Source organism: Burkholderia lata, from assembly GCF_902499025.1.
Classification (GTDB): Bacteria; Pseudomonadota; Gammaproteobacteria; order Burkholderiales; family Burkholderiaceae; genus Burkholderia; species Burkholderia lata_C.
Genome location: NZ_CABVPW010000005.1, coordinates 197,200 through 222,468 on the forward strand (window position 1 = coordinate 197,200; position 25,269 = coordinate 222,468).

Annotated in this window: 21 protein-coding genes; 14 read left to right on the forward strand and 7 right to left on the reverse strand. The window is 68.5% G+C overall.

The window, feature by feature from the left end; genetic code table 11:
- The first annotated feature begins 32 nt into the window (after positions 1-32).
- From BDI24065_RS07235 to BDI24065_RS07255, 5 genes are all read left to right on the forward strand, one after another.
- Positions 33-3,950: a non-ribosomal peptide synthetase gene (locus BDI24065_RS07235; protein ID WP_175030626.1), complete on the forward strand. Its 3,918-nt coding sequence runs from the start codon at positions 33-35 to the stop codon at positions 3,948-3,950.
- Positions 3,947-4,747: a 2,3-dihydro-2,3-dihydroxybenzoate dehydrogenase gene (locus BDI24065_RS07240; RefSeq protein ID WP_175030627.1), complete on the forward strand. Its 801-nt coding sequence runs from the start codon at positions 3,947-3,949 to the stop codon at positions 4,745-4,747. Before BDI24065_RS07235 ends, BDI24065_RS07240 begins: the two co-directional genes overlap by 4 nt.
- A 28-nt stretch (positions 4,748-4,775) precedes the next feature.
- Entirely contained in the window at positions 4,776-5,870 is a 1,095-nt protein-coding gene (locus tag BDI24065_RS07245; protein ID WP_175030628.1) for a 3-deoxy-7-phosphoheptulonate synthase, read from the forward strand.
- A 50-nt stretch (positions 5,871-5,920) separates the two neighbouring features.
- The gene (locus BDI24065_RS07250; RefSeq protein ID WP_175030629.1) at positions 5,921-7,159 is read left to right on the forward strand and encodes an MFS transporter; all 1,239 of its coding nucleotides are present in this window, start codon (positions 5,921-5,923) and stop codon (positions 7,157-7,159) included.
- Between the two features lie 216 nt (positions 7,160-7,375).
- Positions 7,376-7,855 (forward strand): DUF2501 domain-containing protein, encoded by a 480-nt coding sequence (locus BDI24065_RS07255; RefSeq protein ID WP_174916934.1) that lies wholly within the window; start codon positions 7,376-7,378, stop codon positions 7,853-7,855.
- Between the two features lie 132 nt (positions 7,856-7,987).
- Here the strand turns inward: BDI24065_RS07255 and BDI24065_RS07260 are convergent, their stop codons facing one another.
- Together BDI24065_RS07260 and BDI24065_RS07265 are read right to left on the reverse strand one after the other, a co-directional pair.
- Positions 7,988-8,353 carry a hypothetical protein gene (locus tag BDI24065_RS07260; protein WP_027787292.1) on the reverse strand — a complete coding sequence of 122 codons (366 nt, stop codon included), beginning with the start codon at positions 8,351-8,353 and terminating at the stop codon, positions 7,988-7,990.
- Between the two features lie 309 nt (positions 8,354-8,662).
- On the reverse strand, positions 8,663-9,424 hold the full coding sequence (locus BDI24065_RS07265) for a hypothetical protein (RefSeq protein WP_175030630.1): 762 nt from the start codon (positions 9,422-9,424) through the stop codon (positions 8,663-8,665).
- Positions 9,425-9,548: 124 nt separating this feature from the next.
- Between BDI24065_RS07265 and BDI24065_RS07270 the strand changes: the two genes are divergently transcribed.
- From BDI24065_RS07270 to BDI24065_RS07280, 3 genes are all read left to right on the forward strand, one after another.
- Positions 9,549-10,985, forward strand: coding sequence for an aldehyde dehydrogenase family protein (locus tag BDI24065_RS07270; RefSeq protein ID WP_175030631.1), 1,437 nt, complete (start codon positions 9,549-9,551; stop codon positions 10,983-10,985).
- Positions 10,986-11,108: 123 nt separating this feature from the next.
- Positions 11,109-12,299 (forward strand): NAD(P)H-dependent flavin oxidoreductase, encoded by a 1,191-nt coding sequence (locus BDI24065_RS07275; protein WP_175030632.1) that lies wholly within the window; start codon positions 11,109-11,111, stop codon positions 12,297-12,299.
- A gap of 65 nt (positions 12,300-12,364) precedes the next feature.
- Positions 12,365-13,006 (forward strand): OmpW/AlkL family protein, encoded by a 642-nt coding sequence (locus tag BDI24065_RS07280; RefSeq protein WP_175030633.1) that lies wholly within the window; start codon positions 12,365-12,367, stop codon positions 13,004-13,006.
- Between the two features lie 75 nt (positions 13,007-13,081).
- Here BDI24065_RS07280 and BDI24065_RS07285 read toward each other — a convergent pair whose 3' ends face one another.
- Positions 13,082-13,285, reverse strand: coding sequence for a DUF1289 domain-containing protein (locus tag BDI24065_RS07285; RefSeq protein WP_010095552.1), 204 nt, complete (start codon positions 13,283-13,285; stop codon positions 13,082-13,084).
- A 420-nt stretch (positions 13,286-13,705) separates the two neighbouring features.
- Here BDI24065_RS07285 and BDI24065_RS07290 point away from each other — a divergent pair, with 420 nt between their 5' ends.
- From BDI24065_RS07290 to BDI24065_RS07310, 5 genes are all read left to right on the forward strand, one after another.
- Entirely contained in the window at positions 13,706-14,800 is a 1,095-nt protein-coding gene (locus BDI24065_RS07290; RefSeq protein WP_175030634.1) for a polyamine ABC transporter substrate-binding protein, read from the forward strand.
- A gap of 85 nt (positions 14,801-14,885) precedes the next feature.
- The gene (locus BDI24065_RS07295; RefSeq protein ID WP_175030635.1) at positions 14,886-16,046 is read left to right on the forward strand and encodes an ABC transporter ATP-binding protein; all 1,161 of its coding nucleotides are present in this window, start codon (positions 14,886-14,888) and stop codon (positions 16,044-16,046) included.
- Positions 16,043-16,969, forward strand: coding sequence for an ABC transporter permease subunit (locus BDI24065_RS07300; protein ID WP_011352199.1), 927 nt, complete (start codon positions 16,043-16,045; stop codon positions 16,967-16,969). Before BDI24065_RS07295 ends, BDI24065_RS07300 begins: the two co-directional genes overlap by 4 nt.
- Complete coding sequence (locus BDI24065_RS07305; protein WP_166964606.1) at positions 16,966-17,787, forward strand: ABC transporter permease subunit; 822 nt, start codon at positions 16,966-16,968, stop codon at positions 17,785-17,787. The genes BDI24065_RS07300 and BDI24065_RS07305 overlap by 4 nt, the downstream gene beginning before the upstream one ends.
- Before the next feature lie 144 nt (positions 17,788-17,931).
- Positions 17,932-18,333, forward strand: coding sequence for a hypothetical protein (locus tag BDI24065_RS07310; RefSeq protein WP_175030636.1), 402 nt, complete (start codon positions 17,932-17,934; stop codon positions 18,331-18,333).
- Positions 18,334-18,476: 143 nt separating this feature from the next.
- On the opposite strand, the gene BDI24065_RS07315 is transcribed toward BDI24065_RS07310, so the two are convergent.
- The 4 genes from BDI24065_RS07315 to BDI24065_RS07330 all read right to left on the reverse strand — a co-directional run bounded on the left by BDI24065_RS07315 (position 18,477) and on the right by BDI24065_RS07330 (position 23,636).
- Positions 18,477-20,078 (reverse strand): RICIN domain-containing protein, encoded by a 1,602-nt coding sequence (locus tag BDI24065_RS07315; RefSeq protein WP_175030637.1) that lies wholly within the window; start codon positions 20,076-20,078, stop codon positions 18,477-18,479.
- 151 nt (positions 20,079-20,229) lie between these two features.
- Positions 20,230-21,036, reverse strand: coding sequence for a sulfite exporter TauE/SafE family protein (locus BDI24065_RS07320; protein ID WP_175030638.1), 807 nt, complete (start codon positions 21,034-21,036; stop codon positions 20,230-20,232).
- 18 nt (positions 21,037-21,054) lie between these two features.
- Positions 21,055-22,722 carry a bifunctional protein tyrosine phosphatase family protein/NAD(P)/FAD-dependent oxidoreductase gene (locus BDI24065_RS07325; RefSeq protein WP_175030639.1) on the reverse strand — a complete coding sequence of 556 codons (1,668 nt, stop codon included), beginning with the start codon at positions 22,720-22,722 and terminating at the stop codon, positions 21,055-21,057.
- 29 nt (positions 22,723-22,751) lie between these two features.
- On the reverse strand, positions 22,752-23,636 hold the full coding sequence (locus BDI24065_RS07330) for an MBL fold metallo-hydrolase (protein WP_175030640.1): 885 nt from the start codon (positions 23,634-23,636) through the stop codon (positions 22,752-22,754).
- Between the two features lie 249 nt (positions 23,637-23,885).
- Here BDI24065_RS07330 and BDI24065_RS07335 point away from each other — a divergent pair, with 249 nt between their 5' ends.
- Complete coding sequence (locus BDI24065_RS07335; protein ID WP_175030641.1) at positions 23,886-25,268, forward strand: sigma-54 interaction domain-containing protein; 1,383 nt, start codon at positions 23,886-23,888, stop codon at positions 25,266-25,268.
- Position 25,269 lies beyond the last annotated feature (1 nt).

A 25,269-nucleotide genomic window follows, 5' to 3' on the forward strand; every position in this document is an offset into this window, starting at 1 on the left:
CGGTTCAACGCTTATTCGCGATATCTCCATTCATGCAACTCGAAGAACAACCGATACGCGCGACATCCGCGCAATACGGGATCTGGGTCGCGCAGCAGGTCGATCCCGACGATCCGGGCTACCTGACAGCCGAAATCATCGAACTCGACGGCGCGCTCGACGTTGACGCGCTCACCGGGAGCGTCGAGGCGGTGCTCGATCATGCCGATGCGCTGCACATGCGTTTTGCCTGGGCCGACGATACGCTCTGGCAATGTCGCCGCGCACCGGCCACGCGGTTGTCGCTCGTGGACCTGTCGACACAAGCGGATCCCGAGCAGGCGGCACGGGACTGGATGAAGGCCGCGCTGTCGGCGTGCTGCGACGTCACGTCCGATCCGCTGTATCGCACGATGCTGCTGCGGCTCTCGCCGACGCGGCACTGGTGGTATCTGCAGGTTCATCACATCGCGCTGGACGGCTTCGGCTACGGGCTGCTGCAGCAAGCCGTCGCGGCGCGCTACAACGCGCGGGTCGGCAATGTGCCCGTGCCGGCGCTGCCCGATTGGCGCGTGGATCGCGTCGTCGAAGCCGAGGCGCGTTATCGCGCGAACGGCGGCTTCGAAGCCGATCGGGCATTCTGGAGCGCATACCTGCGCGACATGCCCGCGCCGCTCGTGCTCGCGCCGAAGCAGGACGTGGCCCCTGAAGCGGCGCGGGCCACGCGCGTGGTCGACGGCGCCCGGCTGGCCCGGCTCAGGGACGCCGCGGCGCACGCGGGCGTCGACTGGAACGCGTGGCTGTTGTGCGCGACCGGGATCTGGCTGGCAAGACAGGGCGGGCAGCGCGACCTGACGCTCGGGCTGCCGGTGATGAACCGGCTCGGCACGGCGGCCCTCGGTGTGCCCTGCATGGCGATGAACATCGTACCGTTTCGCGTGCATGTCGACGCGGGTCATTCGCCGCGCGATCTCGTGCGCGCCTGCTCGGAGCAGTTGCGCGCGATCCGGCCGCATCTTTACTACCGCTACGGCTGGATTCGCGGCGATCTGGGCCTGCTCGAGCGCAACGTGCTCCTGTTCAACCAGGCCGTCAACGTGATGCCGTTCGAGCGGCAGGTCGCGTTTCGCGGGCTGGCGAGCGATACGCACGCGGTGAGCGGCGGGCCGGTGAAGGACCTGAACGTGACGCTCGCCGTGCGTGGCGGCGCGTGGCATCTGACGCTCGAGGCCAATCCGAACGCGTACGACGCCGACACGCTCGCGGCGTACGCGCAAAGCTTCATGGAGTGGCTCGACACGTTCGCCGCTTGTGCGGCGGACGAACCGGTCGCGCGCCTGATCGACGACCTGCCGCCGCCATCGATCATGCGCGGCGCGCCGCTGCCCGGGCCGCACGACGACGTGATCGCGCTGATCGAACGCGCGGCGCGCGACGCACCTGCGAACACGGCGATCGAAGCCGGCGAGCGTCGCGTCGACTATCGCACGTTGCTCGCCGACACCGCGGCGCTGGCGGACGAGCTCGTCCGGCATGGCGTGACACAGCAGACGCGCGTCGCGATCGCGGCGCCGCGCGCGCCGGACGTGATCGCGGCGATGCTGGCCGTACTGAAGCTCGGCGCCGTCATCGTGCCGCTCGACCCGGACGGGCCGCCGCAACGCACGGCCGCGATGCGCGAGGACGCGGCGCCCGCGATCGTCATCACGCGCGGCGCGCACCGGGCATGCGCGGGCGCATGCCCGGTGCTCGATCTCGATGCGGCGCGTGGGCCGACGACGCAGCCCGCGCCGGCCGGCGACGAACCGGTGCCGGATGCGCTGCCCGCGTATCTGCTGTACACGTCGGGGTCGACCGGCCGCCCGAACGGCGTGCTGACCGGACGCGGCGCGCTCGGCCAGTTCGTCGCGAGCACGCGCGACCTGTATCGCATCGGGCCGGGCGATCGCGTACTGCAGTTCGCGCCGCTGCATTTCGACGCGAGCTTCGAGGAGATCTTCGCGACGCTGTGCCATGGCGCGACGCTCGTGCTGCGGGACGATGCGATGCTCGATTCGGTCGATACATTTACCGCCGAGGTCGAGCGGCGCGGCATTACCGTGCTCGATCTGCCGACCGCCTACTGGCACGTGCTCGCGCATGCGCTCGACGCGCGCCATGCACGACGGCTCGACCGCGTGCGCCTGACGATCATCGGCGGCGAGGCCGCGTTGCCGGAGCGGATCCGGCGCTGGCGCGCACACCTGCCGGACACGGTGCTGCTCAATACCTACGGACCGACCGAAGCGACGATCATCGCGACCGCAGCGCGCATCGGCGGCCCGCAGGCTGTCTGGCAGGAAGGAGAGCCGGTGCCGATCGGCACGCCGCGTGCGGGCGTCGATGCGTGCATCGTCGACGAGCGTGCGTACCCGGTCGCCGCGGGGCGCACCGGAGAACTGGTGCTGTGCGGCGACGGGCTGGCGCTCGCGTATGCCGGCAATCCGGCGCTGACGGCGGAACGCTTCGTCACGTTGCCGCGCGGCGGGCAGCGTGCGTACCGCACCGGCGATCTCGCGACGCTGCACGATGGCCGGCTGTATTTCGACGGCCGGATCGATCACGAAGTGAAGATCAGCGGCGTGCGCATCGATCCGCGCGGGATCGAGGACGCACTGCTGCGCGAACCGGACGTGCGCGAGGCTGCGGTCGTCGCATCCCGCAGCGGCGCAGGCACGGTGACGCTCGCGGCATTCGTCGCCGGGCCGGCCGAGCCTGCCGCGTTGCGCACGCAACTGGCGCTGCGGCTGCCGGCAGCGGCGATTCCGGACCGCTGGCACGTGCTCGAACGGCTGCCGCGCAACGCGAACGGCAAGATCGATCGCAACGCGCTGCAGCGGGTCGATGCGCGGCGCGACGAGGCGGCCGACGACCCGCGCGCCGGCGTGCTCGAGCGGCAGGTAATGGCCGTATGGCGGAACGTGCTCGGCGATGTCGCGCTGACCCCGGACGCCAATTTCTTCGACATTGGCGGCAAGTCGCTGCAGGCGATGCAGGCGAGCGCAAGGCTTGCGGCGGAACTCGAGCGCGACGTGCCCGTCTCGATGCTGTTCCGGCATCCGACGATCGCGATGCTGACGGCTGCATTGCGCACGCCGCTGCCGTACCGGCCGCGCACCGAGCGCAACGGGTTTGCGCCACACCTGGCGATCCAGTCGGCGCCGGGCGCCGCGCCGCGTCTCATCTGCATCCATCCGGCCGACGGCCTCGCGTGGAGCTACCTGCGGCTCGCGGCCTATCTGCCCGATGCGACGATCGACGGGTTGCAGCTGTCGGTCGACGACACGTGCGACGCGGCCGATTTCGACGCGCTCGTGCGGTCCTATGTGCGGCGCGTACGGGCATTGCAGCCCGACGGGCCGTATCACCTGCTGGGCTGGTCGCTCGGCGGCGCGCTCGCTTACGGCGTCGCGGCGGCGCTGGCGCGCGACGGCGCGGCGGTCGGCACGCTCGCGCTGATGGACAGCTACCCGTCGTCGGCATGGGCCTCGCAGCCGCTGCCGGCCTGCGGCGACGCGCTGCGGATCCTGCTGACCGTCAACGGCGACTTCGATACGGCCGACCTGTCCGACACCGTGCTGCGTCAACGTCTGCTTCGCGCGAACAGTCCGTTCGCGGCGCTCGGCGGTGCAGGCCTCGATGCGCTCGTCGCCGCGACGCTGCGGCAGATGCGCCTGTTTCGCGCGACATCCACGCCGCGCTACGACGGCGAACTGCTGCTCTTCAACGCGACCCGCAAGCGGCAGGGCATGCCGACGCCCGAGAGCTGGCATGCGCATCGGCCGCCCGGGATGCTGACCTGCCATGCGCTCGACTGCACGCACGACGGCATGTCGGACCCCGAACCGATGGCGGCGATCGGCGCGGTCCTGACCGAACGGCTCGCCGCAGCGGCGGGCCAGGACCTTCAATCACGGAATTCGAATCGATGAAAAGCACTACCACTACGAACCTGACATTCCCGGCGGGTATCGCCGTCGTGACCGGTGCGGCGCGCGGCATCGGCGCCGCGCTCGTCCGCATGCTCGCCGCGCACGGCGTGGACGTGGCCGCCTTCGACATGGATGGCGACGCGCTGGCGCGCACGAACGCCGACAACCCGCCGGCGGCGGGGCGCGTGCACGCGTTCGCGGTCGACGTCGCCGACGCGCGTGCGGTGCAGGCGGCCGTCGAACGGGTGGAATCGTCCGTCGGTCCGATCGGCATGCTGGCCAACGTTGCCGGCGTGCTGCGGCTTTCAAGCGCGGCATCGCTGACGGACGACGATTGGGCGCATTGCTTCGCGGTCAATACCGACGGCGTGTTTCATCTGTCGCGCGCGGTTGCGCCGCTCATGGCCGCGCGCCGGGCAGGCGCCATCGTGACCGTCGGGTCGAATGCGGCGCTCGTGCCGCGCACGCAGATGGCGGCCTATGCGGCATCGAAGGCGGCGGCTCATCAGTTCACCCGTTGCCTCGGCCTCGAACTGGCCGCGCACGGCATTCGCTGCAACATCGTCGCGCCGGGATCGACCGACACGCCGATGCAGCGCCAGCTCTGGCAGGGTCCCGAAGGCCCGGCAATGGTCATTGCGGGGGCGCTCGGCACCTACCGGAACGGCATTCCGCTCGGCCGCATCGCGACCCCCGACGATATCGCCGACGCCGTGCTGTTCCTGCTGTCCGACGCGTCGCGTCACGTGACGTTGCACACGCTGTGCGTGGACGGCGGCGCGACGCTCGGTGTGTGACGCACAAACGGTTTCCGGAACCCCGGCCATGAAACATCTCACTGCCTGTACCGAACAGGGCGCGGCAGGCGCATTCGCGCAGCCGCGTCACGACGAGCGGCTGCGTGTCGGCGCGCCGCTGCCGTCACCCGAAGCACTGCGCCGCGACGTGCCGGCCTCGTTCGCCGCGCGGGCGACCGTCGACGCGGGACGCGCAGAGCTGCGCGCGATCCTCGAGCGGCGCGATGCGCGCCGGATCGTCATCGTCGGCCCATGCTCGGTCCACGATCCCGGCGCGGCGCTCGACTACGCGCGGCGGCTGGCCGCACTCGCGCACGAGGTGCGGGACGCGTTCTGCATCGTCATGCGCGTCTACTTCGAGAAGCCGCGCACGACGGTCGGATGGAAGGGGCTGATCAACGATCCGGGGCTCGACGGCAGCCATCGCATCGAGGACGGCCTGCGCACCGCGCGGCAACTGCTCGCCGACATCAACGCGATCGGGTTGCCGGCCGCGACCGAAGCGCTCGACGTGATGACGCCGCATTATCTGGGCGACCTGGTGAGCTGGGTGGCGGTCGGCGCCCGCACGACCGAGTCGCAGATCCATCGCGAGATGGCGTCGGGTCTGCCGATGCCGGTCGGTTTCAAGAACGGGACGGACGGCCAGATCGACGTCGCGGCTCACGCGATGCTGGCCAGCATGCGGCCGCACACGTTCATCGGGATCGACGGGGCCGGCCGTCCCGCGCTGCTGCACAGCGCCGGCAATCCGCACGCGCATCTGGTGCTGCGCGGCGGCCGGCATGGACCGAACTACGACACCGCGTCGGTCGCGGCCGCGGCGGATGTGTTGCGGGCCAGCCGCTTGCCCGCGAACGTGCTGATCGATTGCTCGCACGCGAATTGCGGCAAGCAGGCGATGCGGCAACTGGCCGTGCTCGACGACGTCGTCGAGCAGATGCGCGCGGGCGACGACGCGATTCGCGGCGTGATGCTCGAAAGCTTCATCGAGACCGGCGCGCAGCCGCTCGGCGGCGCGCTGCGCTACGGCTGCTCGGTGACCGATCCGTGCATCGGCTGGGAAGCGACCGCGGATGCGTTGCTGCATGCACGAAACCGCCTGCTCGCGCGAGCGGGCTGACCGTGGCCGGTACCGGCCGGTCCCCTTCATTTCTCCAATACGAACGAATCATGTCGACTCCTTCCGCTGACACCCTGAACCCGCCGGCCGATGCCGGCGCGTCTTTTTTGCCGCTGCTGCTCGCGAACTTCGCGATGGTCGCGGGAACCTACGCGTTCGTCACGATCGCCGGCCCGATGGCCCGGCGCATGCACCTCGAACCGCTGCACGTCGGCGCGATCATCGGCATCGTCGGGCTCGTGTGGATGCTGGCCTCACCGCGCTGGGCGCGAGTCGCGGATCTGCGCGGCCGGCTGCCGGCCATGCGCGCGGCGATCGGCGGTTTCATCGCGAGTTCGCTGCTGCTGACGGCGTACGTCGGCTGGGCGCTGCGCGATGGCGGCACGGCCGTGCCGGCCGTCTGGATCGGCTTCGTCGCGTTGCTCGTCACGCGTGCGGCAATGGGGGGGTGCTACGCGGGCTTGCCGGTCGCCGCGACCGCGTGGATCGCGGACCGCACGGCCGTGACGGGACGCGCGGCGGCGATCGCCCGGTTCGGCGCCGCAGGCGCCGTCGGGATGGTGGTCGCGCCGCCGCTGGCGGGCTGGATCGCCGGGTACGACATGACGCTTGCGTTGGCCGTGTTCGCGGTGTTGCCGCTCGCCGGACTGGCCGGGTTGCGCGGCCGGCGCGACGGCCGCGAGGGGGCGGTGCGGCAGGCACCGCCTCGCCTGAAGCCGACCGAGCCGCGCCTGCGGCTGCCCTGGTTCAGCGCGCTGGCGCTTTACAGCGCCGTGATGATCGCGAACAGCGCACTCGGGTTTTACGTGGTCGACCGCTTGGGCGTGAGTGCGCAGGCCGCGCCGCTCACGACCGGGTATGCGCTCGGCAGCGCGGGCCTCGGGCTGATCGTGACGCAGGCGCTGGTCGGGCGTTTCCGGTCGGTTGCGCCGGCACAGTGGCTGCGCTGGGGTGCGCTCGCGGGCGGCGCCGGATTCGCGTCGGTGCTGATGGCCGAGGCCGGCCAGCCGCTGGCGCTGTGTGCGAGCTATCTCGTCGCCGCATGCGGGATGGGCGCGGCGTTTCCGGCCGTGGCGGCGCTGGCGAGCGCACGGGTGGCGCCGCACGAGCAGGCTGCATGCGCGGGCGCGATGTCGATGGCCCAGGGGCTCAGCATGGTGATCGGGCCACTGGTCGGCGCGATGCTGTACGAGCTGCATCCGGCCGTGCCGTTCGCGTCGATCGGCGTGATCCTGGCGCTCGTTTCCGTCGCCGCTTCGTGGCGGGGCGCGCGCGCGGCGGACGCATAGCCGCGCACGTGCCGGCACCGTGCGGCAGGTTGCCATGCTTGCCGCGCGAACGATGGACCGGCGAGTCGGTGCGTTACGTCAAGCTTTGTCAAATTGTCGAGAAATCGGGCCGCCGCGTGCGTTTGTCGGCGGCGCAGGGGCTGTCATGCACGCGTTGATTGAGTATCCTTGGATTCGATTCGCGGTACTCACGCAGTCACAACCGGGAGGCTTCACATGAATGCACGTCTATACCGCGCGACCGTTGCCGGCGCGCTGATCGGATTGCTCGCGCCGTTTTCGGTGGCGCATGCGCAGCTTGGCGATGTCCTGAAGCAGGTCGGCGGCGGTGGCGATTCAGGCGGCAGCGCGGGCGGCGCGCTCGGCAACCTCGGGGGCCTCGGCGGCGCGTTGACGGGCGGTGGCGGTTCGTCGCTGATGCCGGGCAGCACCGGCAATGTCGCGGGCCTGCTGCAGTTCTGCATCCAGAACAACTATCTCGGCGGGGCGTCCGGCGGCGCGTCGTCGGTGAAGGACGCGCTGATGGGCAAGCTGGGCGGCAACGCGTCGTCCGACAGCGGCTATTCCAGCGGCGCCAGCGGGATCCTCGATGCCGGCAACGGCAGCAAGCTCGACCTGAGCGGCGGCGGCCTGAAGCAGCAGGTGACCAAGCAGATCTGCGACAAGGTTCTGACGCAGGCGAAGTCGCTGCTGTAAGCGCCCCGGTACGTGGTGGCGCAGGGGGGCGGTGCGACGCGTACCGCACCCGCAGGTCATTTCGGCCGCCCCGCGCAAATCATCGATGAGGAGACGGGCCGCAGCGCGATGCCGCGGCCCGCGCGCATGGACTCAATCGGCCAGCCGCTTGTCGGCGAGCGCCTTGCAGCAGTCTTCGTAGACCCATTGCACGAGTTTCGCCCGATAGTCGAGATCGTCGGTATCGACGATTTCCTCGACCGCGTCGCGCGCCCACGACGCATCGACGAACCCGGCGTGCCGCTTCGCGATGTCCTGCGCGAGCGCCGCGAGCTTGGCAATGGCCAGCCAGTCGGCCTGGCGGTGATGGCGGTCGAGCCAGCGGTGCGCGGCCTGGACCTGGAACGTGGCGTCCGGCCACGATTCGTTGAGGTAAAACGCGCCGAGATTGCCGCAGGTGAGCCAGCAAAGCAGCTCGAGGCGGTCTTGCGAGCCGAGGGTATGGGGTGCGTCGGACATGGCAGCGCTCACGAAATACGTCGATTCCGGGCGGCGCCGGTTGCAATGGGCCGGTGCCGATAATAAAAACATAGCACGATGCGGGCCCGGCCGCGCACCCGGGAGGATGCTGAGATGGCGGTGGCGAAACGGGCGCTGCGCCGGCGTGGATGGCCGACGGCGGAGTGAGCGGGCAGCGGGAACGGAAAGTGCGCGAACGCGCGAGGAACCGCGCGGGAGGAGGCGGCCGGAAACCGGCCGCTTGCGCCGCGAAGCGGGCCCGTTGCCGGGCCCGCCGCAGCCCGGCGCGCGGGCTGCGGATGAGCGGGTTCAGGTCGTCGTGTGCGTGGCACGCGCGATCGAACGGATGCTGCGCTCGACGCGGATCAGGATGATCAGCACCGCGAGCGACACGAACGAATACAGCGCGACGAGTGCGGCGACGCCGGCGTAGCGCGCGGTCTGGCCGTTCTCGGCAGCGGTTTCTTCCGCGGCCTTCTTCTCGTTGTCGATCGCGGTCCGGCGTGCGTCGTAGCGCTCGGAGAAGTCGCGCATGACCGCCGACACGACGTCGGTGTACGCCTGCTCGCGCGCATATTCGTCGCCGTGACCGGTGACTTTCTTCTTGACGCTGGCCGCGACGTCCGTGCGCGACAGCACCTTGTCGAGATACGCGATCTGCTGCTCGTAGTACGCGACGTCCGGATGGTCGTCGTCACCGAGCACGCGCTGGAACGACGGCTCGTACGCGTCGCGATCGACCGCGTAGTCCGGCGACAGGGCCGCCCGGCCATGCTTCTGCACGATGCCGGACAGTTGCGTCGACAGGCGCAGCGCGGGCGACGCGTTGTCGTCCTTCGCCGCGGCGCCGTTGGCAGCCGGCGTGGCCTTGGCGGGTGCATCGTTCTCCCACGCGAACGATGCCGGATCGACCTGGATGGCCGAATCGACTTTCGGCGGTTTCGACAGGCGCGCATCGAGTGCGACCACGCCGAATATGACCCCGCCGATCAGGACTGCGGTCGCGAACAACAGCACGATCACGCGCAGTACCTGAAGATAGCCGCCCTCGATTTTGGTCAGGATGCTCAAGGCATTCTCCTTTCTTATGATGAATGAGGCGCCGAGGCTAAAGAGCTTTCTATTGGCTGTCAATCGTCACACCGGCAGACCGAAACGCTCGCTAGAATGTCGGCTTTCCTGGAGGCGGAAAGCGATGAAAATCTACGACCAGTTCTATATCGACGGCGCGTGGCGCAAACCGGCCGGCACCGGCACGATCGACGTGATCGACTCGGGTACCGAGGCCGTGATCGGCCGGATTCCGGAAGGCGTCGCGTCCGACGCGCAGGACGCGATCCGCGCGGCGCGCGCAGCCTTCGACGCATGGGCGGCCACGCCGCCCGCGACGCGCGCGGGCTACCTGCGCAAGATCGTCGAGCATCTGCAGGCGCGCAGCGAGGAACTCGCGCAATCGATCACCGGCGAAGTCGGGATGCCGATCAAGCTGTCGCGCGCGATCCAGGTCGGCGGCCCGATCTACAACTGGAAGGCGTACGCGAAGCTCGCCGAGTCGTTCGAGTTCGAGGCACAGGTCGGCAACTCGCTCGTCGTGCGCGAGCCGGTCGGCGTGGTCGCGGCGATCACGCCGTGGAACTACCCGCTCAACCAGGTGACGCTGAAGGTTGCGCCGGCGCTCGCGGCCGGCTGCACGGTCGTCCTGAAGCCGTCCGAAGTCGCGCCGCTCAACGCGTTCATGCTCGCCGAGGCGATTCACGAAGCCGGGCTGCCGGCCGGCGTGTTCAACCTCGTGTGCGGCTACGGCCCGGTGGTCGGCGAGGTGCTGGCCACCGATCCGGACGTCGACATGGTGTCGTTCACGGGCTCGACGCGCGCCGGCAAGCGCGTGGCCGAACTGGCGGCCGCGGGCGTCAAGCGCGTCGCGCTCGAGCTGGGCGGCAAGTCGGCCTCGGTGATTCTCGACGATGCCGATTTCGCGACGGCCGTGAAGGGCACGGTCAACGCGTGTTACCTGAACGCGGGGCAGACCTGCTCGGCACACACGCGCATGCTGGTGCCGGAAGCGCGCTACGACGAGGTGCGCGCGATCGCGAAGGCGGCGGCCGAAACCTACGTTGCCGGCGATCCGCGACAGGACGCGACGCGCCTCGGCGCGCTTGCGTCGGCCGTGCAGCAGCAGCGCGTGCAGGACTACATCCAGCGCGGGATCGACGAAGGCGCGGAGCTCGTGACGGGCGGCACGGGCCTGCCGGAAGGGCTCGCGAAGGGCTTCTTCGTGAAGCCGACCGTGTTCGGCCGCGTCGATCCGAAATCGACGATCGCGCAGGAGGAAATCTTCGGGCCGGTGTTGTCGATCATCACGTATCGCGATGAAGACGAGGCCGTGCGAATCGCGAACGATTCGCCGTACGGGCTCGGCGGCGCGGTGTGGGCCGGCAGCGACGAACGCGCGATGGGTATCGCGCGCCGGATCCGCACGGGGCAGGTCGACATCAACGGCGGCGCGTGGAACATGGCCGCGCCGTTCGGCGGCTACAAGCAGTCGGGGCACGGCCGCGAGAACGGCGTGTACGGGCTCGAGGAATATCTCGAGTACAAGTCGATGCAGCTCAAGCCGGCGAAGCCCGCCTGAGCGCTTCGCGCCGCACGAACCGGAAACGGCACGCTCGCGTGCCGTTTTTTTATTGACGCGCGTCAAGGTGCGCGGCGGTGGATCGTCGATCATCGCGGTTCCGATGTTCCGACGAGGTATCAGATGACCGTACGCACTTCCTTTCCGCCGCTGACGATTCGCGGCCGCACCTTGCTGCCTGTCGTGCAGGGCGGCATGGGTGTCGGTATCTCCGCGCACCGGCTGGCGGGCAGCGTCGCGCGCGAAGGCGCGGTCGGCACGATCGCGAGCATCGACCTGCGCCACCATCATGCGGACCTGCTGGCCCGTTGCCGCGCGCAACCCGATCGCGCGACGCTCGAGGCTGCTAACCTCGAGGCGCTCGCACGCGAGATCCGCCTCGCGAAGACCTACAGCGAAGGGCGCGGAATGATCGCGGTCAACGTGATGAAGGCCGTGAGCGCGCATGCCGACTACGTGCGGGTCGCGTGCGACGAGGGCGCCGATGCGATCGTGATGGGCGCGGGCCTGCCGCTCGACCTGCCCGATCTCACGCAAGGACACGACATCGCGCTGATTCCGATCCTGTCGGACAGCCGCGGGATCGCGCTCGTGCTGAAGAAGTGGATGAAGAAGGGGCGCCTGCCCGACGCGATCGTGATCGAGCATCCGGCGCATGCGGGCGGCCATCTCGGCGTCACGCAGATCGACGACATGCACGACCAACGTTTCGACTTCGCGCGCGTGCTCGACGAGACCGCGCAGGTGATGGCGTCGCTCGGCCTCGCGCGCGAAACGATCCCGCTGATCGTTGCGGGCGGGATCAATAGTCACGACACGGTGCGTGCAGCATTCGAGGCCGGCGCGAACGGCGTGCAGGTGGGGACGCCGTTCGCGGTGACGGAAGAGGGCGATGCGCATCCGCACTTCAAGCGCGTGCTGGCTGACGCGACGCCCGACGATATCGTCGAATTCGTCAGCGTGACGGGGTTGCCCGCGCGCGCGGTGAAGACGCCGTGGCTCGATCGTTACCTGCGCAACGAGACGCGCATCCGCACCAAGCTCGGCGCACTGAAACAGCGCTGCCCGACCGCGCTCGAATGCCTGAGCGTGTGCGGCTTGCGCGACGGCATCGAGAAGTTCGGCCACTTCTGCATCGACACGCGGCTTGCGGCCGCGCTGCGCGGCGACGTTGCGAACGGGCTGTTCTTCCGCGGCCGCGAAGCGTTGCCGTTCGGCCGTGCGATCCGCAGCGTGCGCGATCTGCTCGACCTGCTGCTGACGGGCTGTGCGACCGAGCCTGCGGCAAACCGTCCCACGTTTACGCTGGCTTGACGGATATCAAGATGACGAAAAGACCCTACAGGGAGAATGGAAACCATTCTTTGGGGGTCCGTACCATGCATAAAACGATTCGAACTTGTGTCACCGCTGCCGCCGTTGCAGCCGCTTTCGCCGCGACGCCTTCGCTGTCGCATGCGGCTTCGCCGGGCGACGGCATCAACCAGGGCGACGTCCTGGTCCGGCTGCGCGCGATCAGCATCCAGCCGAACGAACGCGCGAGCGACACGCTGGGCGCGCTCAACGTCGGGGTGAACAACGCGATCGTGCCCGAGCTCGACTTCACGTACATGATCCGCGACTACCTCGGTGTCGAGCTGATTCTCGGCACGTCGCGGCACCAGCTGACGTCGAGCCTCGGCAATCTCGGCGGCGTGGGCGTGCTGCCGCCGACGCTGCTGCTGCAGTATCACTTCAACCATGCCGGCAAGGTGCGCCCGTACGTCGGTGCAGGCCTGAACTACACGTACTTCTACAACAACGGGCTCAACGTCGGCGGGCAGGGTGTGTCGATCAACAAGAGCAGCTTCGGCCCCGCGCTGCAGTTCGGCGTGGACGTGCAGGTGACGAAGAAGATTTTCATGAACGTCGACGTGAAGAAGATCTGGATGAGCACCGATGCGACGCTGGGCGACAAGGGCATCGGCACGCTGCACATCGATCCGCTGATCGTCGGCGTGGGCGTCGGGATGAAGTTCTAGACGCGGCGGGAAAAGAACAGAGTTGGGGTTGGCGGCATGTCGGTCGGCATGCCGCTTTTTTTATGCGCGGCGGATTTACAGCTTGTCGTACTGGAAGCGCATCGCGGTGCCTTCGCGCGAGATGCGTTCCCACACCGCGCGCTTTTCGTCGTCGCTCAGGAACACCCAGTTCGACACTTCGGCGGCCGTGCGGCCGCAGCCCTTGCAGACTTCGTCGAAGAGGGTCGAGCACACGCCGATGCAGGGGCTGTCGGGCAGGTCGTGGAGATTGGAGGCCATCGGAAGGGTTCACGCAGTTGAATCGTCAGCCGCCATTTTAATGCATCGCGCTGGAACGGTCGGGCGGGTGCGGCCGCCATGCCGTACCGGTGCAGCGGCGAGACAGTACCGCCGGGTTCGGGCGCAGCCGCCGAACGGCTCGTGTCCGGCCGGCGAACGCGGTTTCGCCGCCACCTGTTTTTCCCGGTGGACAGCGGCCGATTACCCGATAGAATTCCCCGGGAACGCCCCGCCGCACGGGCGGCCAGCCTGGCCGTCGGCGGGAATCTGTTCCGTTTGCGCGACACCGGCATGATTTTTTTGTGACGGGGCGCGAATGATGGTAGTTTTCGGGGTTTTCGAGGGGCGGCGCGCCAGAATGTGCCGCCATGACGAGGCAGACGGCAGCCGGGCAACGTGTCCGGTCGGAGGGAGAACGGGATGAATGCAAAGGTAGTGGGCCGGTTCGCAGCGCTCGCGCTGTGCGTGGGTGCATCGGCGGCAGCGGCGAAGGATACGCAGCTCAATGTCTATAACTGGTCGGACTACATTGCGAAGGACACGATCCCGAACTTCGAGAAGCAGACGGGCGTCAAGGTCCGCTACGACAACTACGACAGCGACGACACGCTGCAGGCGAAGCTGCTGACGGGCAGCTCGGGCTACGACATCGTCGTGCCGACCAGCAACTATGCGGGCAAGCAGATCGCCGCCGGCATCTTCGCGCCGCTCGACAAGTCGAAACTGCCGAATCTCAAGTACCTCGATCCGCAACTGATGGCGCTCGTCGCCGGTGCGGACCCGGGCAACAAATTCTCGGTGCCGTGGGCGTACGGCACGACCGGTCTCGCGTACAACCTGACGAAGGCGCAGCAGGCGCTCGGCAAGGTGCCGCTCGATAACTGGGACATCCTGTTCAAGCCGGAAAACCTCTCGAAGCTGAAGACCTGCGGCGTGTCGGTGCTCGATGCACCCGACCAGATGTTCGCGGCCGCACTGCACTACATCGGCAAGGATCCGATGAGCACGAATCCGGCCGACTACAAGGCCGCGATGGAAGTGCTGAAGAAGATCCGCCCGTACATCACGCAATTCAACTCGTCGGGCTACATCAACGACCTGGTCGGCGGCGACATCTGCTTCGCGTTCGGCTGGTCGGGCGACGTCGTGATCGCGAAGCATCGCGCGATGGAAGCGAAGAAGTCGTACAAGATCGAGTACTACATTCCGAAGGGCGGTGCGCCGGTGTGGTTCGACGTGATGGCGATCCCGAAGGACGCGAAGAACAAGGATGCCGCGCTGCAGTGGATCAACTACATCGAGGATCCGAAGGTGCACGCGGCGATCACGAACGCGGTGTACTACCCGAGCGCCAACGCAGAGGCCCGCAAGTACGTGCGGCCCGACGTCGCGAACGACCCGGCCGTCTATCCGCCGGCCGACGTCGTGAAGACGCTGTTCCTGCTCAAGCCGCTGCCGCCTGAAATCCAGCGTCTGCAGACGCGTCTGTGGACCGAGCTGAAGTCGGGCCGCTGACGCGAGCCGATGTTCCCGGCAGTCATGAAGCCCCTGGTGCCCCCGGGGGCTTTGTTCGTTCAACGCAGGAGAGAAGCAGCACATCATGAATAGCCAGTCGGGTGCGCCGGTCGCGGGCGCGCCGTCCTCCGTTTCCTCCTCCGGCGCCGATGCGCGCGCCGAGAACTTTGTCCAGATCGTCGACGTCGTCAAGAAATTCGGCGACACCGAAGCCGTGCGCAGCGTCAACCTGACCGTGCGCCAGGGCGAGCTGTTCGCGCTGCTTGGCAGCTCGGGCTGCGGCAAGTCGACGTTGCTGCGGATGCTCGCGGGCCTCGAGACGGTCACGTCGGGCAAGATCCTGATCGACGGCGAGGACCTCGCGCAGATGCCGCCTTACAAGCGGCCCGTGAACATGATGTTCCAGTCGTATGCGCTGTTCCCGCACATGTCGGTCGAGTCCAACGTCGCGTTCGGTCTGAAGCAGGAAGGCACGCCGAAGTCCGAGCTGAAGGAGCGCGTCGCTTCGGCGCTCGAACTCGTGCAGATGAGCAAGTACGCGAAGCGCAAGCCGCATCAGTTGTCGGGCGGCCAGCAGCAGCGTGTCGCGCTGGCGCGCTCGCTGGTCAAGCGGCCGAAGCTGCTGCTGCTCGACGAGCCGATGTCCGCGCTCGACAAGCAGATCCGCCAGCGCACGCAGATCGAGCTCGTCAACATCCTGAACAAGGTCGGCGTCACCTGCATCATGGTCACGCACGACCAGGAAGAAGCGATGACGATGGCCAATCGTCTCGCGGTGATGAGCGAAGGGCAGATCGTGCAGATCGGCTCGCCGAACGAAGTGTACGAATATCCGAACAGCCGCTTCTCGGCCGAATTCATCGGCTCGACGAACCTGTTCGACGGCGTGACCGTCGAGGACGAACCCGACCACGTGTACATCGAGTCGCCGGAACTGCCGAGCCGGCTGTACGTGAGCCACGGGATCTCGGGCCCGCTCGGGATGCCGGTCACGGTGTCGGTGCGCCCGGAACGGATCGCGCTCACGCGCAAGCCGCCCGAAGGCGCGTTCAACTGGGCGCGCGGCCGGATCAGCAACGTCGCGTACATGGGCGGCTACTCGCTGTATCACGTGAAGCTCGACGCGGGCAAGACGGTGATCGCGAACGTGTCGAGCCTCGCGATTTCCGAGCTCGACACGCCGGCGCTCGGCGACGAGATCTACGTGCGCTGGAGCGCGACCGCGGGCGTGGTGCTGACGTCATGACCACGTTCAAGTCCCTGCTCGAGTGGCCGGTGCGGCGCTTCAACCTGACGGGCGCCACGGCGGTCGTCGCCGGGCCGTTCACGTGGCTCGTGCTGTTCTTCCTCGTGCCGTTCGTGCTGGTCGTCAAGATCAGTTTCGCGGAGCTGCAGCTCGGCATCCCGCCGTACACGGAGCTTGCGTCGTACACCGACGGCGTCGTGCACGTCGCGCTGAACCTGTCGCACTACGCGTTCCTGTTCACGGACAGCCTGTATTTCGCGACCTACGTGAATTCGGTGTGGGTGGCCGCGATCACGACGCTGCTGTGTTTGCTGATCGGCTATCCGATGGCGTACTACATCGCGCGCTCGAACCCGGCGACCCGCAACCTGCTGATGATGGGCGTGATGCTGCCGTTCTGGACGTCGTTCCTGATCCGCGTGTATGCGTGGATCGGCATCCTGAAGAACAACGGGCTGCTGAACAACTTCCTGATGTGGATCGGCCTCACGCATACGCCGATCGAGCTGTACCGCACCAACTACGCGGTGTACATCGGGATGGTGTACTCGTACCTGCCGTTCCTCGTGATGCCGCTGTACGCACACCTCGTGAAGATGGACCTGCGCCTGCTCGAAGCCGCATACGACCTCGGCGCGAAGCCGTGGAAGGCGTTCGTGCAGATCACGCTGCCGCTGTCGAAGAACGGGATCATCGCGGGCTGCCTGCTCGTGTTCATCCCGGCGGTCGGCGAGTACGTGATCCCGGAGCTGCTCGGCGGCGCGAACACGCTGATGATCGGCCGCGTGATGTGGAACGAGTTTTTCAACAACGCAGACTGGCCGATGGCGTCGGCGGTGACCTGCGCGATGGTGCTGCTGCTGCTCGTGCCGATGGCGATGTTCCAGCACTTCCAGGCGAAGGAGCAGGGAGGCCGTCGATGAAACCGAATCGTTACCTGCAGTTTGCGGCGCTGTTTGCCGGCTTCGCGTTCCTGTACATCCCGATCATCAGCCTGATCGTCTATTCGTTCAACGAGTCGAAGCTCGTCACCGTGTGGTCGGGGTTCTCGTTCCGCTGGTACTCGGCGCTCGTCGAGGACGACGAGCTGCTGACGGCCGCGTGGCTGTCGCTGAAGATCGGCGTGCTGACCGCGTTCGCGTCGGTGTTCATCGGCACGTGGGCCGGTTTCGTGCTCGCGCGGATGGGGCGCTTTCGCGGCTTCGCGCTGTTCAGCGGGATGATCAACGCGCCGCTCGTGATTCCCGAGGTGATCCAGGGGATCTCGCTGCTGCTGCTGTTCATCGAACTGGCGAAGTGGATCGGCTGGCCGGCCGAGCGTGGCGTGTTCACGATCTGGCTCGGCCACGTGATGCTGTGCATCTCGTACGTCGCGATCATCGTGCAGTCGCGCGTGCGCGAGCTGAACCCGTCGCTGGAGGAAGCCGCGCTCGATCTCGGCGCGACGCCGCTGAAGGTGTTCTTCACGATCACGCTGCCGCTGATCTCGCAGGCGCTGATCGCGGGCTGGCTGCTGTCGTTCACGCTGTCGATCGACGACCTCGTGCTGTCGGCGTTCCTGTCGGGCCCCGGCTCGACGACGCTGCCGCTCGTGGTGTTCTCGCGCGTGCGTCTCGGCCTGAATCCGGAGATGAACGCGCTCGCGACGCTGTTCATCGTCGCGGTGACGGCCGGCGTCGTGATCGCGAACTTCGTGATGCTGCGCCAGGAGCGCAAGCGGATGGCGGGGTTCGCGACCTGACGTTCAGGTTGTGATCGCGATGAAAAGCGCCCGGTGCCGACGACGAGTCGGGCCGGGCGTTTTGTTTGGAGAGACAGGCTGCGGTGGCATTCGGCAAAAAAGGAAGAGGCTCCGCATTGCCAGCGGGCACCACGGGAGAAAGAATTGAAGATGTCTGAATGGCTTGGCGCAAGCCTGACTGCCGCGATCGTGGCCGGCTTGCTCATCGGCCTTTTGTCCGTCAAGGATTTCGGCAGTGTATCGATCGTTTTTTCCGTTGTTGCTTTCGCGGTTGCATTTGCCGTGGCCATGCTGTTTTCGTATCCCGTCTATTGGGCTGGCACGCTGCTTCCACGAAGAGCGGTCTTGCCGATGCTGGTCATCGTGGGTGGCGTTGCGGGATCGATTGTTCTGTCGGTTCTGACAAAGGCTGCATGGCCGGACGTCGCAAGAAATGGAGAAATGGTGTTGCTGTATGCGACCGTCGGAGCGATGTGCGCGGTTTCGGCGCTGGGGTATGTCGAGCGATCCAAGATTGCCGGCAGGCTGCGCGAATGGCTCAAATGACGGGTCACGCCGCGCCTGTCTTGATGACAACGGGCTATCGTTCCGCTGGCCGGTTGTGCCCGCCGCAGTAAAAAACGCCCGGTGCCGACGACGAGTCGGGCCGGGCGTTTTGTTGGGTGGCGCTGCGCGCTGGTCTGAGCCGGTCAGTACGCGAAGCTCTTGCCGGGCGTCGTCCAGACTGCCGTGGCGGCCGTGCACGGCTGGAGCGTCAACGTGCCGCCGGCGGCGGGCGCCAGGCAGCGGCCCGTCGGCGGCGACACGAGCTGCGCCGAACCGGGGGCCGTGCCGGCTTTCACCAGCCATTGCTGATCCGCCGCACCGGCCGCGCACGTGCGCAGCAGCGCGCCGTTGCCCTGCGCGGTGAGGCAGTAGCTGTACTTGGTCTGCAGCGTCCCGTCGCCAGCGGCGACCCACAGTTGCGGATTGAAGTGCGTGCCGCCGGACGTGTGCACCGACGCGAGTGTCGGGCAGGCGCCGAGCACCGCGGGATGGCCGTCGGCCAGGCCGCCGGACGCGGTCAGGCAGATACCGTTCGCTTTGACGAGGCCGGCCGCCGATTGCTGCGGGCCGCCGACCAGCGTCGCGACGCCGTTCGACACGGATGCGTTCGCATCGCCAGCAGGACAGGTCTTGTTGACCGTGACCGACGGTGCCGGCACCGTCACCGCGTTGCCGATCGCGTCGTACGCGCGAATGCTGAACTGCGCGTCCGTGTAGGCGATCGACGTGCAACTCGTGCGGCTCGAGTTCCAGTCGAAATACTCGACCCACTGGCTGATCGACGAGACGGGCACTTGCGTCTGCGTCGTGCCGACATAGATGCTGCCGATGTCGAAGCTGTCGCCGGCCGAGCCGGACGTCACGTCGGTGACGTTGCTCTTGAACCAGCCGGGCCCCTGGGCCGTGTCCGGCGTGATGCGGAACCGGTAGGTGTGGCCGGCCTGCCAGTCGTAGCGATAGCGGCACTGTGCGCCCGCGCTGCCGTCCGTCGCCGAGCCGCTGACCGTGCAATAGCTGCCCGCGCCGATGCCGGCGCTCGCGGGCGTGCCGGGCTTCGCGGCCGTCGCGCCCCACAGGCTGAACAGGAATTGCTTGCCGACGCCTTCGCTCGCCGATACCAGCTCGGTCGACTGCAGGCCGGTGTAGCCGTGCAGCGAATTGACCTGGTTCGACCAGAACACGTTCGAGTTCGGGCCCGGGTCGGTGCGCGGCGTGATGAACAGGTCGAGCGTGCCGACGCTGCGCACCGTCGACGGAAACCACGTGTTGCTGTAAAGGCCCGGCGTTGCGCCGAGGAAGCCGGACAGCGTCGGTGCGGTGGCGGCGGATAGCGTCGCGAGACCGGGCGCCGGATTGCCCGTGACGGTGAAACTGCGCGCGCCAGCCGGCGGAAGCGCCGCGACGGGCGGCACGTCGAGCGTGAAGCTGAACGTGCAGGCGCCGCCGGCCGGTACCGTCGCGCCCGACAGCGCGACTTGCGCGGTGCCGTCGCTGGCCAGCGTGCCGCCACATGCGTTCGTGAAGCCGCCGGCGGTGAAGCCGGCCGGCATGCCGATGAAGAGGCCGGCCGCGGCCGGCTCGGTGCCGGTGTTGGTGAGCGTCAGCGTTGCCTTGTCGGTCCCGCCGACCGACGGCGAGAGACTGGCGAGCGTCAACGCTGCCGTATAGGCAGGCGTGGCGAGAGCGGTGAGTGGGGCGAGCAGCAACGCGGCGACTGCCGCGCGACGGACGGAGGTGACGAGCATGGCCGGACTCCTGAATAATTATTCGTTGTCGACGCGCGAAGGATGGGCGCGCGGCGGCGAGTCTAGCATGCGGTCCTGACAATTTCGCGACGGTTGAAGGGCGTCGCGGGCCGGGCGCGGATTCGATTCCCGCGCCCGACTGTGCGTCGCCTTACGCGCCGAACGCCGCCTTCGCCAGCAGCCCGAGTGCGACGCACACGAGCACGGCCGCGAACCCGGCCTGCACGTGCCGCGCTGCGAGGTGGTGCGACGCGCCGCGACCGGCGGCCATGCCGAGCGCGGTCGCGACGGTGAACCACAACGTCACGTCGAGCGGTGCGCGCGTGCCCGACACGAGCGTCGCGAACACGCCGCCGGTGCCGACGAGCGCGATCACCATCAGCGACGTCGCGACGACACCGTGCATCGACACGTTCGTGAACTTGCGCAGCATCGGCACGATCACGAAGCCGCCGCCGACGCCGAGCAGCCCCGTCATCAGGCCCGTCATCGCGCCGGTCGACGCCAGCGCGACGCCGACCGGCCAGGACCACACGAGCCGGCCCGTATCGGGATTCACGCGGCCGACGCACAGCGGCGACACGTCGGCGTCGACCGGCACGTGCCGCAGCGCCTGCCGCAACAGGCGGCCGGCGACGACCAGCATCGTCAGCGCGAACAGCGCGAGCAGCAGGCGTTGCGGCAGCACGTGCGCGAGCCGCACGCCGAGGGTGGTCAGCGGCACGCCGGCCACGGCCATCAGCAGCGCCGCGCGATAGCGCACGAGCCCGCGGCGGAAACCTTCGAGCGCGCCGAGCGCCGCGCTGCCCGCTACCGCGACGAGTGCGACGGGCGTGGCCTGCTGCATCGGCCAGCTCATCCCGACGACGAGCGCCGGCACCGCGAGGATGCCGCCGCCGGCGCCGGTCAGGCCGAGCACGGCACCGACGAACCCGCCCAGTACGAGGGAAATCAGCATGACTTCAGCGAGCTCCGGTCAACGTGCGATCGCGGGCTTCGCGAGCCATTCGCGGCCCTTGAGCATCGCCTTCCAGTAGAGCGGCGGCAGCACCCGCTCCTTGAGCAGCCACGCAAGCCGCGACGGGCGCTTGCCGTCGATCAGCCATGCGGGGAAGGTCGGCGCGACCTTGCCGCCGTACAGGAATTCGGCGAGCACGATCTTGCCGCGCTCGACCGTGAGCGGGCACGAACCGTAGCCGTCGTACGCGGCGTCGCCATGCGCGCGGCCGAGCGACGCGAGCAGGTTGTGCGCGACCACCGGCGCCTGCTTGCGGGCGGCCGCGGCCGTTTTCGCATTGGTCGTGTTGGTGGCGTCGCCGAGCGCGTAGATGTCCGGATACTGCTTGTGCCGCAGCGTCGCCGGATCGACGTCGATCCAGCCGGCCGCATCGGCGAGCGGGCTCGAACGCACGAAGTCGGGCGCCTTCTGCGGCGGCACGACGTGGATCATGTCGAACGATCGCACGACGGTTTCCTTGCCGCCGTCGGGCAGCGCGCGTGCGAACGTCGCGCGGCGCGCGGGCCCGTCGATCGACACGAGGTTGTGGCCGAACGACAGCGCGATATCGTAGCTTTTCACGTACTCCATCAGCGCGGGCACGTAGTCGGCGACGCCGAACAGCGCGGAGCCCGCATTCAGGAACTCGACGTTCGCGGCCTCGAGGCGTCCCGCGCGCCGCCAGTGGTCGCACGACAGGTACATCGCTTTCTGCGGCGCACCCGCGCACTTGATCGGCATCGGCGGCTGCGTGAAGAGCGCGTTGCCGCCGCGGAACGCGCGGACCAGCTCCCACGTGTACGGCGCGAGATCGTAGCGGTAGTTCGACGTGACGCCGTTGCGGCCGAGCGTGTCGGCGAGGCCTTCGATCGCATGCCAGTCGAGCTTGAGCCCCGGGCACACGACGAGCTTGCGATAGCCGATGCGGCGGCAGCCGTCGAGCACGACCGTGTGCGCGTCGGGCTCGAAGCCCGCGACGGCGGCCTGGATCCGGTGCACGCCGCGCGGCAGCACGTCGGTCATCCGGCGCGCGGTGGTCTCGGGCCGGAACACGCCCGCGCCGACCATCGTCCAGCCCGGCTGGTAGTAGTGGACGTCGGCCGGATCGATCACCGCGATGTCGAGCGACGCGTCGCGCGCGAGCAGGCTCGAGGCAACCGCGATGCCGGCCGCGCCGGCGCCGACGATCACGATGTCGTGCCGCGCGTCGACGGCCGGTGCCGCCTGCCTGCCGCCTTGCACGACCCGCGAGGCGATCGCGCGCAGGTCGTAGCCGGCCGCGGCGGCCGTCGCGACGATGTCGTTCAGCGGGCGCAGGCCGGCTTGCGACAGTGCCCACAGCGTGGCCGAGCGCGTGCCGCTGCGGCAGTACGCGAGCACCGGGCCTTCAAGCGACGCGACGAGTGCGCCGAACTGCGCGGCCTGGTCGTCGGTCACCTTGCCCGTATCGACCGGCAGGTAGTGCACGTCGATGCCGAGCGGCGCGGCGGCCGCGCGGATTTCGGTGACGGTCGGCTGGTCGGGGCCTTCGCCGTCGGGGCGGTTGCAGATGATCGCGCGGATGCCGGCCGCGTGAAGCGCGGGCAGGTCGGCCGCCGCGATCTGCGGCGAGACCGACAGCGCGTCGGTCAGCTTGCGGATGGTCATGTCGGGGTTCTCCGGGTGGGGCGCGCGGCTCAGATCGCGTCGAGCGGGATCTTCAGGTAGCGCACGCCGTTGTTTTCGGGCTCGGGCAGGTGGCCGGCGCGCATGTTGACCTGCACGGACGGCAGCATCAGCACGGGCATCGCGAGCGTGGCGTCGCGCGCGGTGCGCATCGCGACGAAATCGTCCTCGGTCACGCCGTCCTTCACGTGCACGTTCGCGCGGCGCTGCTCGGCCACGGTCGTCTCGAACTGCACGTCGCGGCCGCCCGGCTGGTAGTCGTGGCACAGGTACAGGCGCGTGTCGGGCGGCAGGCCGAGCACGCGCGCGATCGAGCGGTACAGCGTGCGCGCGTCGCCGCCCGGGAAGTCGCAGCGGGCCGTGCCGTAGTCGGGCATGAACAGCGTGTCGCCGACGAATGCCGCGCGCTGCGTCGCGTCGTCGACGCAGTAGGTCATGCACGCGGGCGTGTGGCCCGGCGTATGCAGCGCGCGGATCGTCAGCCCGCCGAGCGCGAGCGTGTCGCCGTCGTCGAGCAGCCGGTCGAACTGGCGGCCGTCCTGCGCGAAGCCGGGGCCCGCGTTGAACAGCGTGCCGAACACGTGCTGCACGCGGCGCACGTGCGAACCGATCGCGATCTGGCCGCCGACCCGTTCCTTCAGGTACGGCGCGGCCGACAGGTGGTCGGCGTGCACGTGGGTTTCCAGCAGCCAGTGCACGTCCGCGCCGAGTTCGGCGACGCGGGCGATCAGCCGGTCGGCGCTGGCCGTGTTCGTGCGGCCGGACTTCGGGTCGTAGTCGAGCACGCTGTCGATCAGTGCGCACGCGCGGCTCGCGGTATCGAGCAGCAGATAGCTGACGGTGTGGGTCGCCGGGTCGAAAAAGCCTTCGACCGACAGCGTGGTGGCATGGCTCACGGGATGTCCTCGATCGGGTTCTGCATCTGCAATCGGGATCTGTAACTCAAGAAGCGTGCCAGCCTGCATCGCAGCATCGGCCGATCTGCCAGGGACTTGATTCGGCTCGGGTTTTCGGTGCGGCGGCAGCGATGCGCGGGTGCCGGCGGCATCCGGCTGCCGCTGCCGACTGCCACATCTGGCAGTGTCGTGGCAGAATTGGCAGCCTGCCTGGCAGTTCGTCAGGCAACCCTTTCACCGAGCGTCCGCATGAATCCGCACGACACCATCCCGATCGTCCCGGCTCCGCGCCACGACGTCATGCCCGACGTGCGCGCGCTCGTCGCGTATCTCGAGCAGGATCCGCAGCCGATGATCGTCGTCGATCCCGATTACCGCATCCTCGCGGCGAACGATGCGTACCGGCGCCAGTTCGGCGTCGCGGGCGTCGAGCACGTGGGCCGGCACTGCTTCCAGGTCTCGCATCACTACGACGTGCCGTGCGACCAGGCCGGCGAGCATTGCCCGATGAAGCAGGCGCTCGAGTCGCGCGGGTCGAACCGCGTGCTGCACATCCACCACACACCGCGCGGCCCCGAGCATGTCGACGTCGAGCTGCGGCCGATCTTCGATGCGCAGGGCAACGTGATCGCCTATGTCGAACGGCTGACGACGGTGCGCAGCGCGTCCGCGCAGCCGAGCGCGGAAGGGCTCGTCGGCGGCGCCGACGCGTTCAATGCGGCGCTCGGCGCATTGCAGCGCGTGGCGCCGTCGATGCTGCCGGTGCTGCTGCTCGGCGAATCGGGTACCGGCAAGGAGCTGTTCGCCCGTGCGCTGCACGAGGCGAGCGACCGCGCGATGGGGCCGTTCGTCGTCGTCGATTGTTCGGGAATCGCCGAGACGCTGTTCGAGAGCGAGCTGTTCGGTTACGAGAAGGGCGCGTTTACGGGCGCGAACCAGCGCAAGCCGGGCCTCGTCGAGACCGCGCAGGGCGGCACGCTGTTTCTCGACGAGATCGGCGACGTGCCGCTGCCGATGCAGGTGAAGCTGCTGCGGCTGATCGAGTCGGGCACGTTCCGTCGCGTCGGCGGCGTCGAGGCGCTGCGTGCGGATTTCCGGCTGGTCGCGGCGACGCACAAGCCGCTGCGCGAGATGATCGACGACGGTCGGTTCAGGCAGGACCTCTACTACCGGATCAACGCGTTTCCGATTCCGTTGCCGGCGCTGCGCGACCGCCGCGGGGACGTCGCGCTGCTGGCCGAATCGATCCTGCGGCGGATCGCGAACACGCGCGCCAGCGCGGGCGATGCGGGTGCGCGGCCATTCGTGCTGACCGAGCGCGCGCTCGCGTGTCTCGATGCGTATGCGTGGCCGGGCAACATCCGCGAGCTGCGCAACGTGCTCGAACGCGCATGCCTGTTCGCGGACGACGGGACGATCCGGATCGAGCATCTGCCGGCCGAGCTGGTCGCCGCATCGGCGGCACCGCAGGAGGGGGCAGCCGATGCGCGCGGCGTGTCGGACGCGGAGCTCGTGCGCATCGCGCGCACGTTCGACGGCACGCGCAAGGCGCTCGCCGCGCAGGTCGGGATGAGCGAGCGGACGTTGTACCGGCGGATGAAGGCGCTCGGGCTCGGGACACGCGAGCGCTGAA

What these genes read in the sequence shown, in the direction of transcription:
- BDI24065_RS07235 (WP_175030626.1), top strand. Translation starts at nt 33, where the DNA reads ATGCAACTCGAAGAACAACCGATACGCGCGACATCCGCGCAATACGGG.
- BDI24065_RS07240 (WP_175030627.1), top strand. Translation starts at nt 3,947, where the DNA reads ATGAAAAGCACTACCACTACGAACCTGACATTCCCGGCGGGTATCGCC.
- BDI24065_RS07245 (WP_175030628.1), top strand. Translation starts at nt 4,776, where the DNA reads ATGAAACATCTCACTGCCTGTACCGAACAGGGCGCGGCAGGCGCATTC.
- BDI24065_RS07250 (WP_175030629.1), top strand. Translation starts at nt 5,921, where the DNA reads ATGTCGACTCCTTCCGCTGACACCCTGAACCCGCCGGCCGATGCCGGC.
- BDI24065_RS07255 (WP_174916934.1), top strand. Translation starts at nt 7,376, where the DNA reads ATGAATGCACGTCTATACCGCGCGACCGTTGCCGGCGCGCTGATCGGA.
- BDI24065_RS07260 (WP_027787292.1), bottom strand. Translation starts at nt 8,353, where the DNA reads ATGTCCGACGCACCCCATACCCTCGGCTCGCAAGACCGCCTCGAGCTG.
- BDI24065_RS07270 (WP_175030631.1), top strand. Translation starts at nt 9,549, where the DNA reads ATGAAAATCTACGACCAGTTCTATATCGACGGCGCGTGGCGCAAACCG.
- BDI24065_RS07275 (WP_175030632.1), top strand. Translation starts at nt 11,109, where the DNA reads ATGACCGTACGCACTTCCTTTCCGCCGCTGACGATTCGCGGCCGCACC.
- BDI24065_RS07280 (WP_175030633.1), top strand. Translation starts at nt 12,365, where the DNA reads ATGCATAAAACGATTCGAACTTGTGTCACCGCTGCCGCCGTTGCAGCC.
- BDI24065_RS07285 (WP_010095552.1), bottom strand. Translation starts at nt 13,285, where the DNA reads ATGGCCTCCAATCTCCACGACCTGCCCGACAGCCCCTGCATCGGCGTG.
- BDI24065_RS07290 (WP_175030634.1), top strand. Translation starts at nt 13,706, where the DNA reads ATGAATGCAAAGGTAGTGGGCCGGTTCGCAGCGCTCGCGCTGTGCGTG.
- BDI24065_RS07295 (WP_175030635.1), top strand. Translation starts at nt 14,886, where the DNA reads ATGAATAGCCAGTCGGGTGCGCCGGTCGCGGGCGCGCCGTCCTCCGTT.
- BDI24065_RS07300 (WP_011352199.1), top strand. Translation starts at nt 16,043, where the DNA reads ATGACCACGTTCAAGTCCCTGCTCGAGTGGCCGGTGCGGCGCTTCAAC.
- BDI24065_RS07305 (WP_166964606.1), top strand. Translation starts at nt 16,966, where the DNA reads ATGAAACCGAATCGTTACCTGCAGTTTGCGGCGCTGTTTGCCGGCTTC.
- BDI24065_RS07315 (WP_175030637.1), bottom strand. Translation starts at nt 20,078, where the DNA reads ATGCTCGTCACCTCCGTCCGTCGCGCGGCAGTCGCCGCGTTGCTGCTC.
- BDI24065_RS07320 (WP_175030638.1), bottom strand. Translation starts at nt 21,036, where the DNA reads ATGCTGATTTCCCTCGTACTGGGCGGGTTCGTCGGTGCCGTGCTCGGC.
- BDI24065_RS07325 (WP_175030639.1), bottom strand. Translation starts at nt 22,722, where the DNA reads ATGACCATCCGCAAGCTGACCGACGCGCTGTCGGTCTCGCCGCAGATC.
- BDI24065_RS07335 (WP_175030641.1), top strand. Translation starts at nt 23,886, where the DNA reads ATGAATCCGCACGACACCATCCCGATCGTCCCGGCTCCGCGCCACGAC.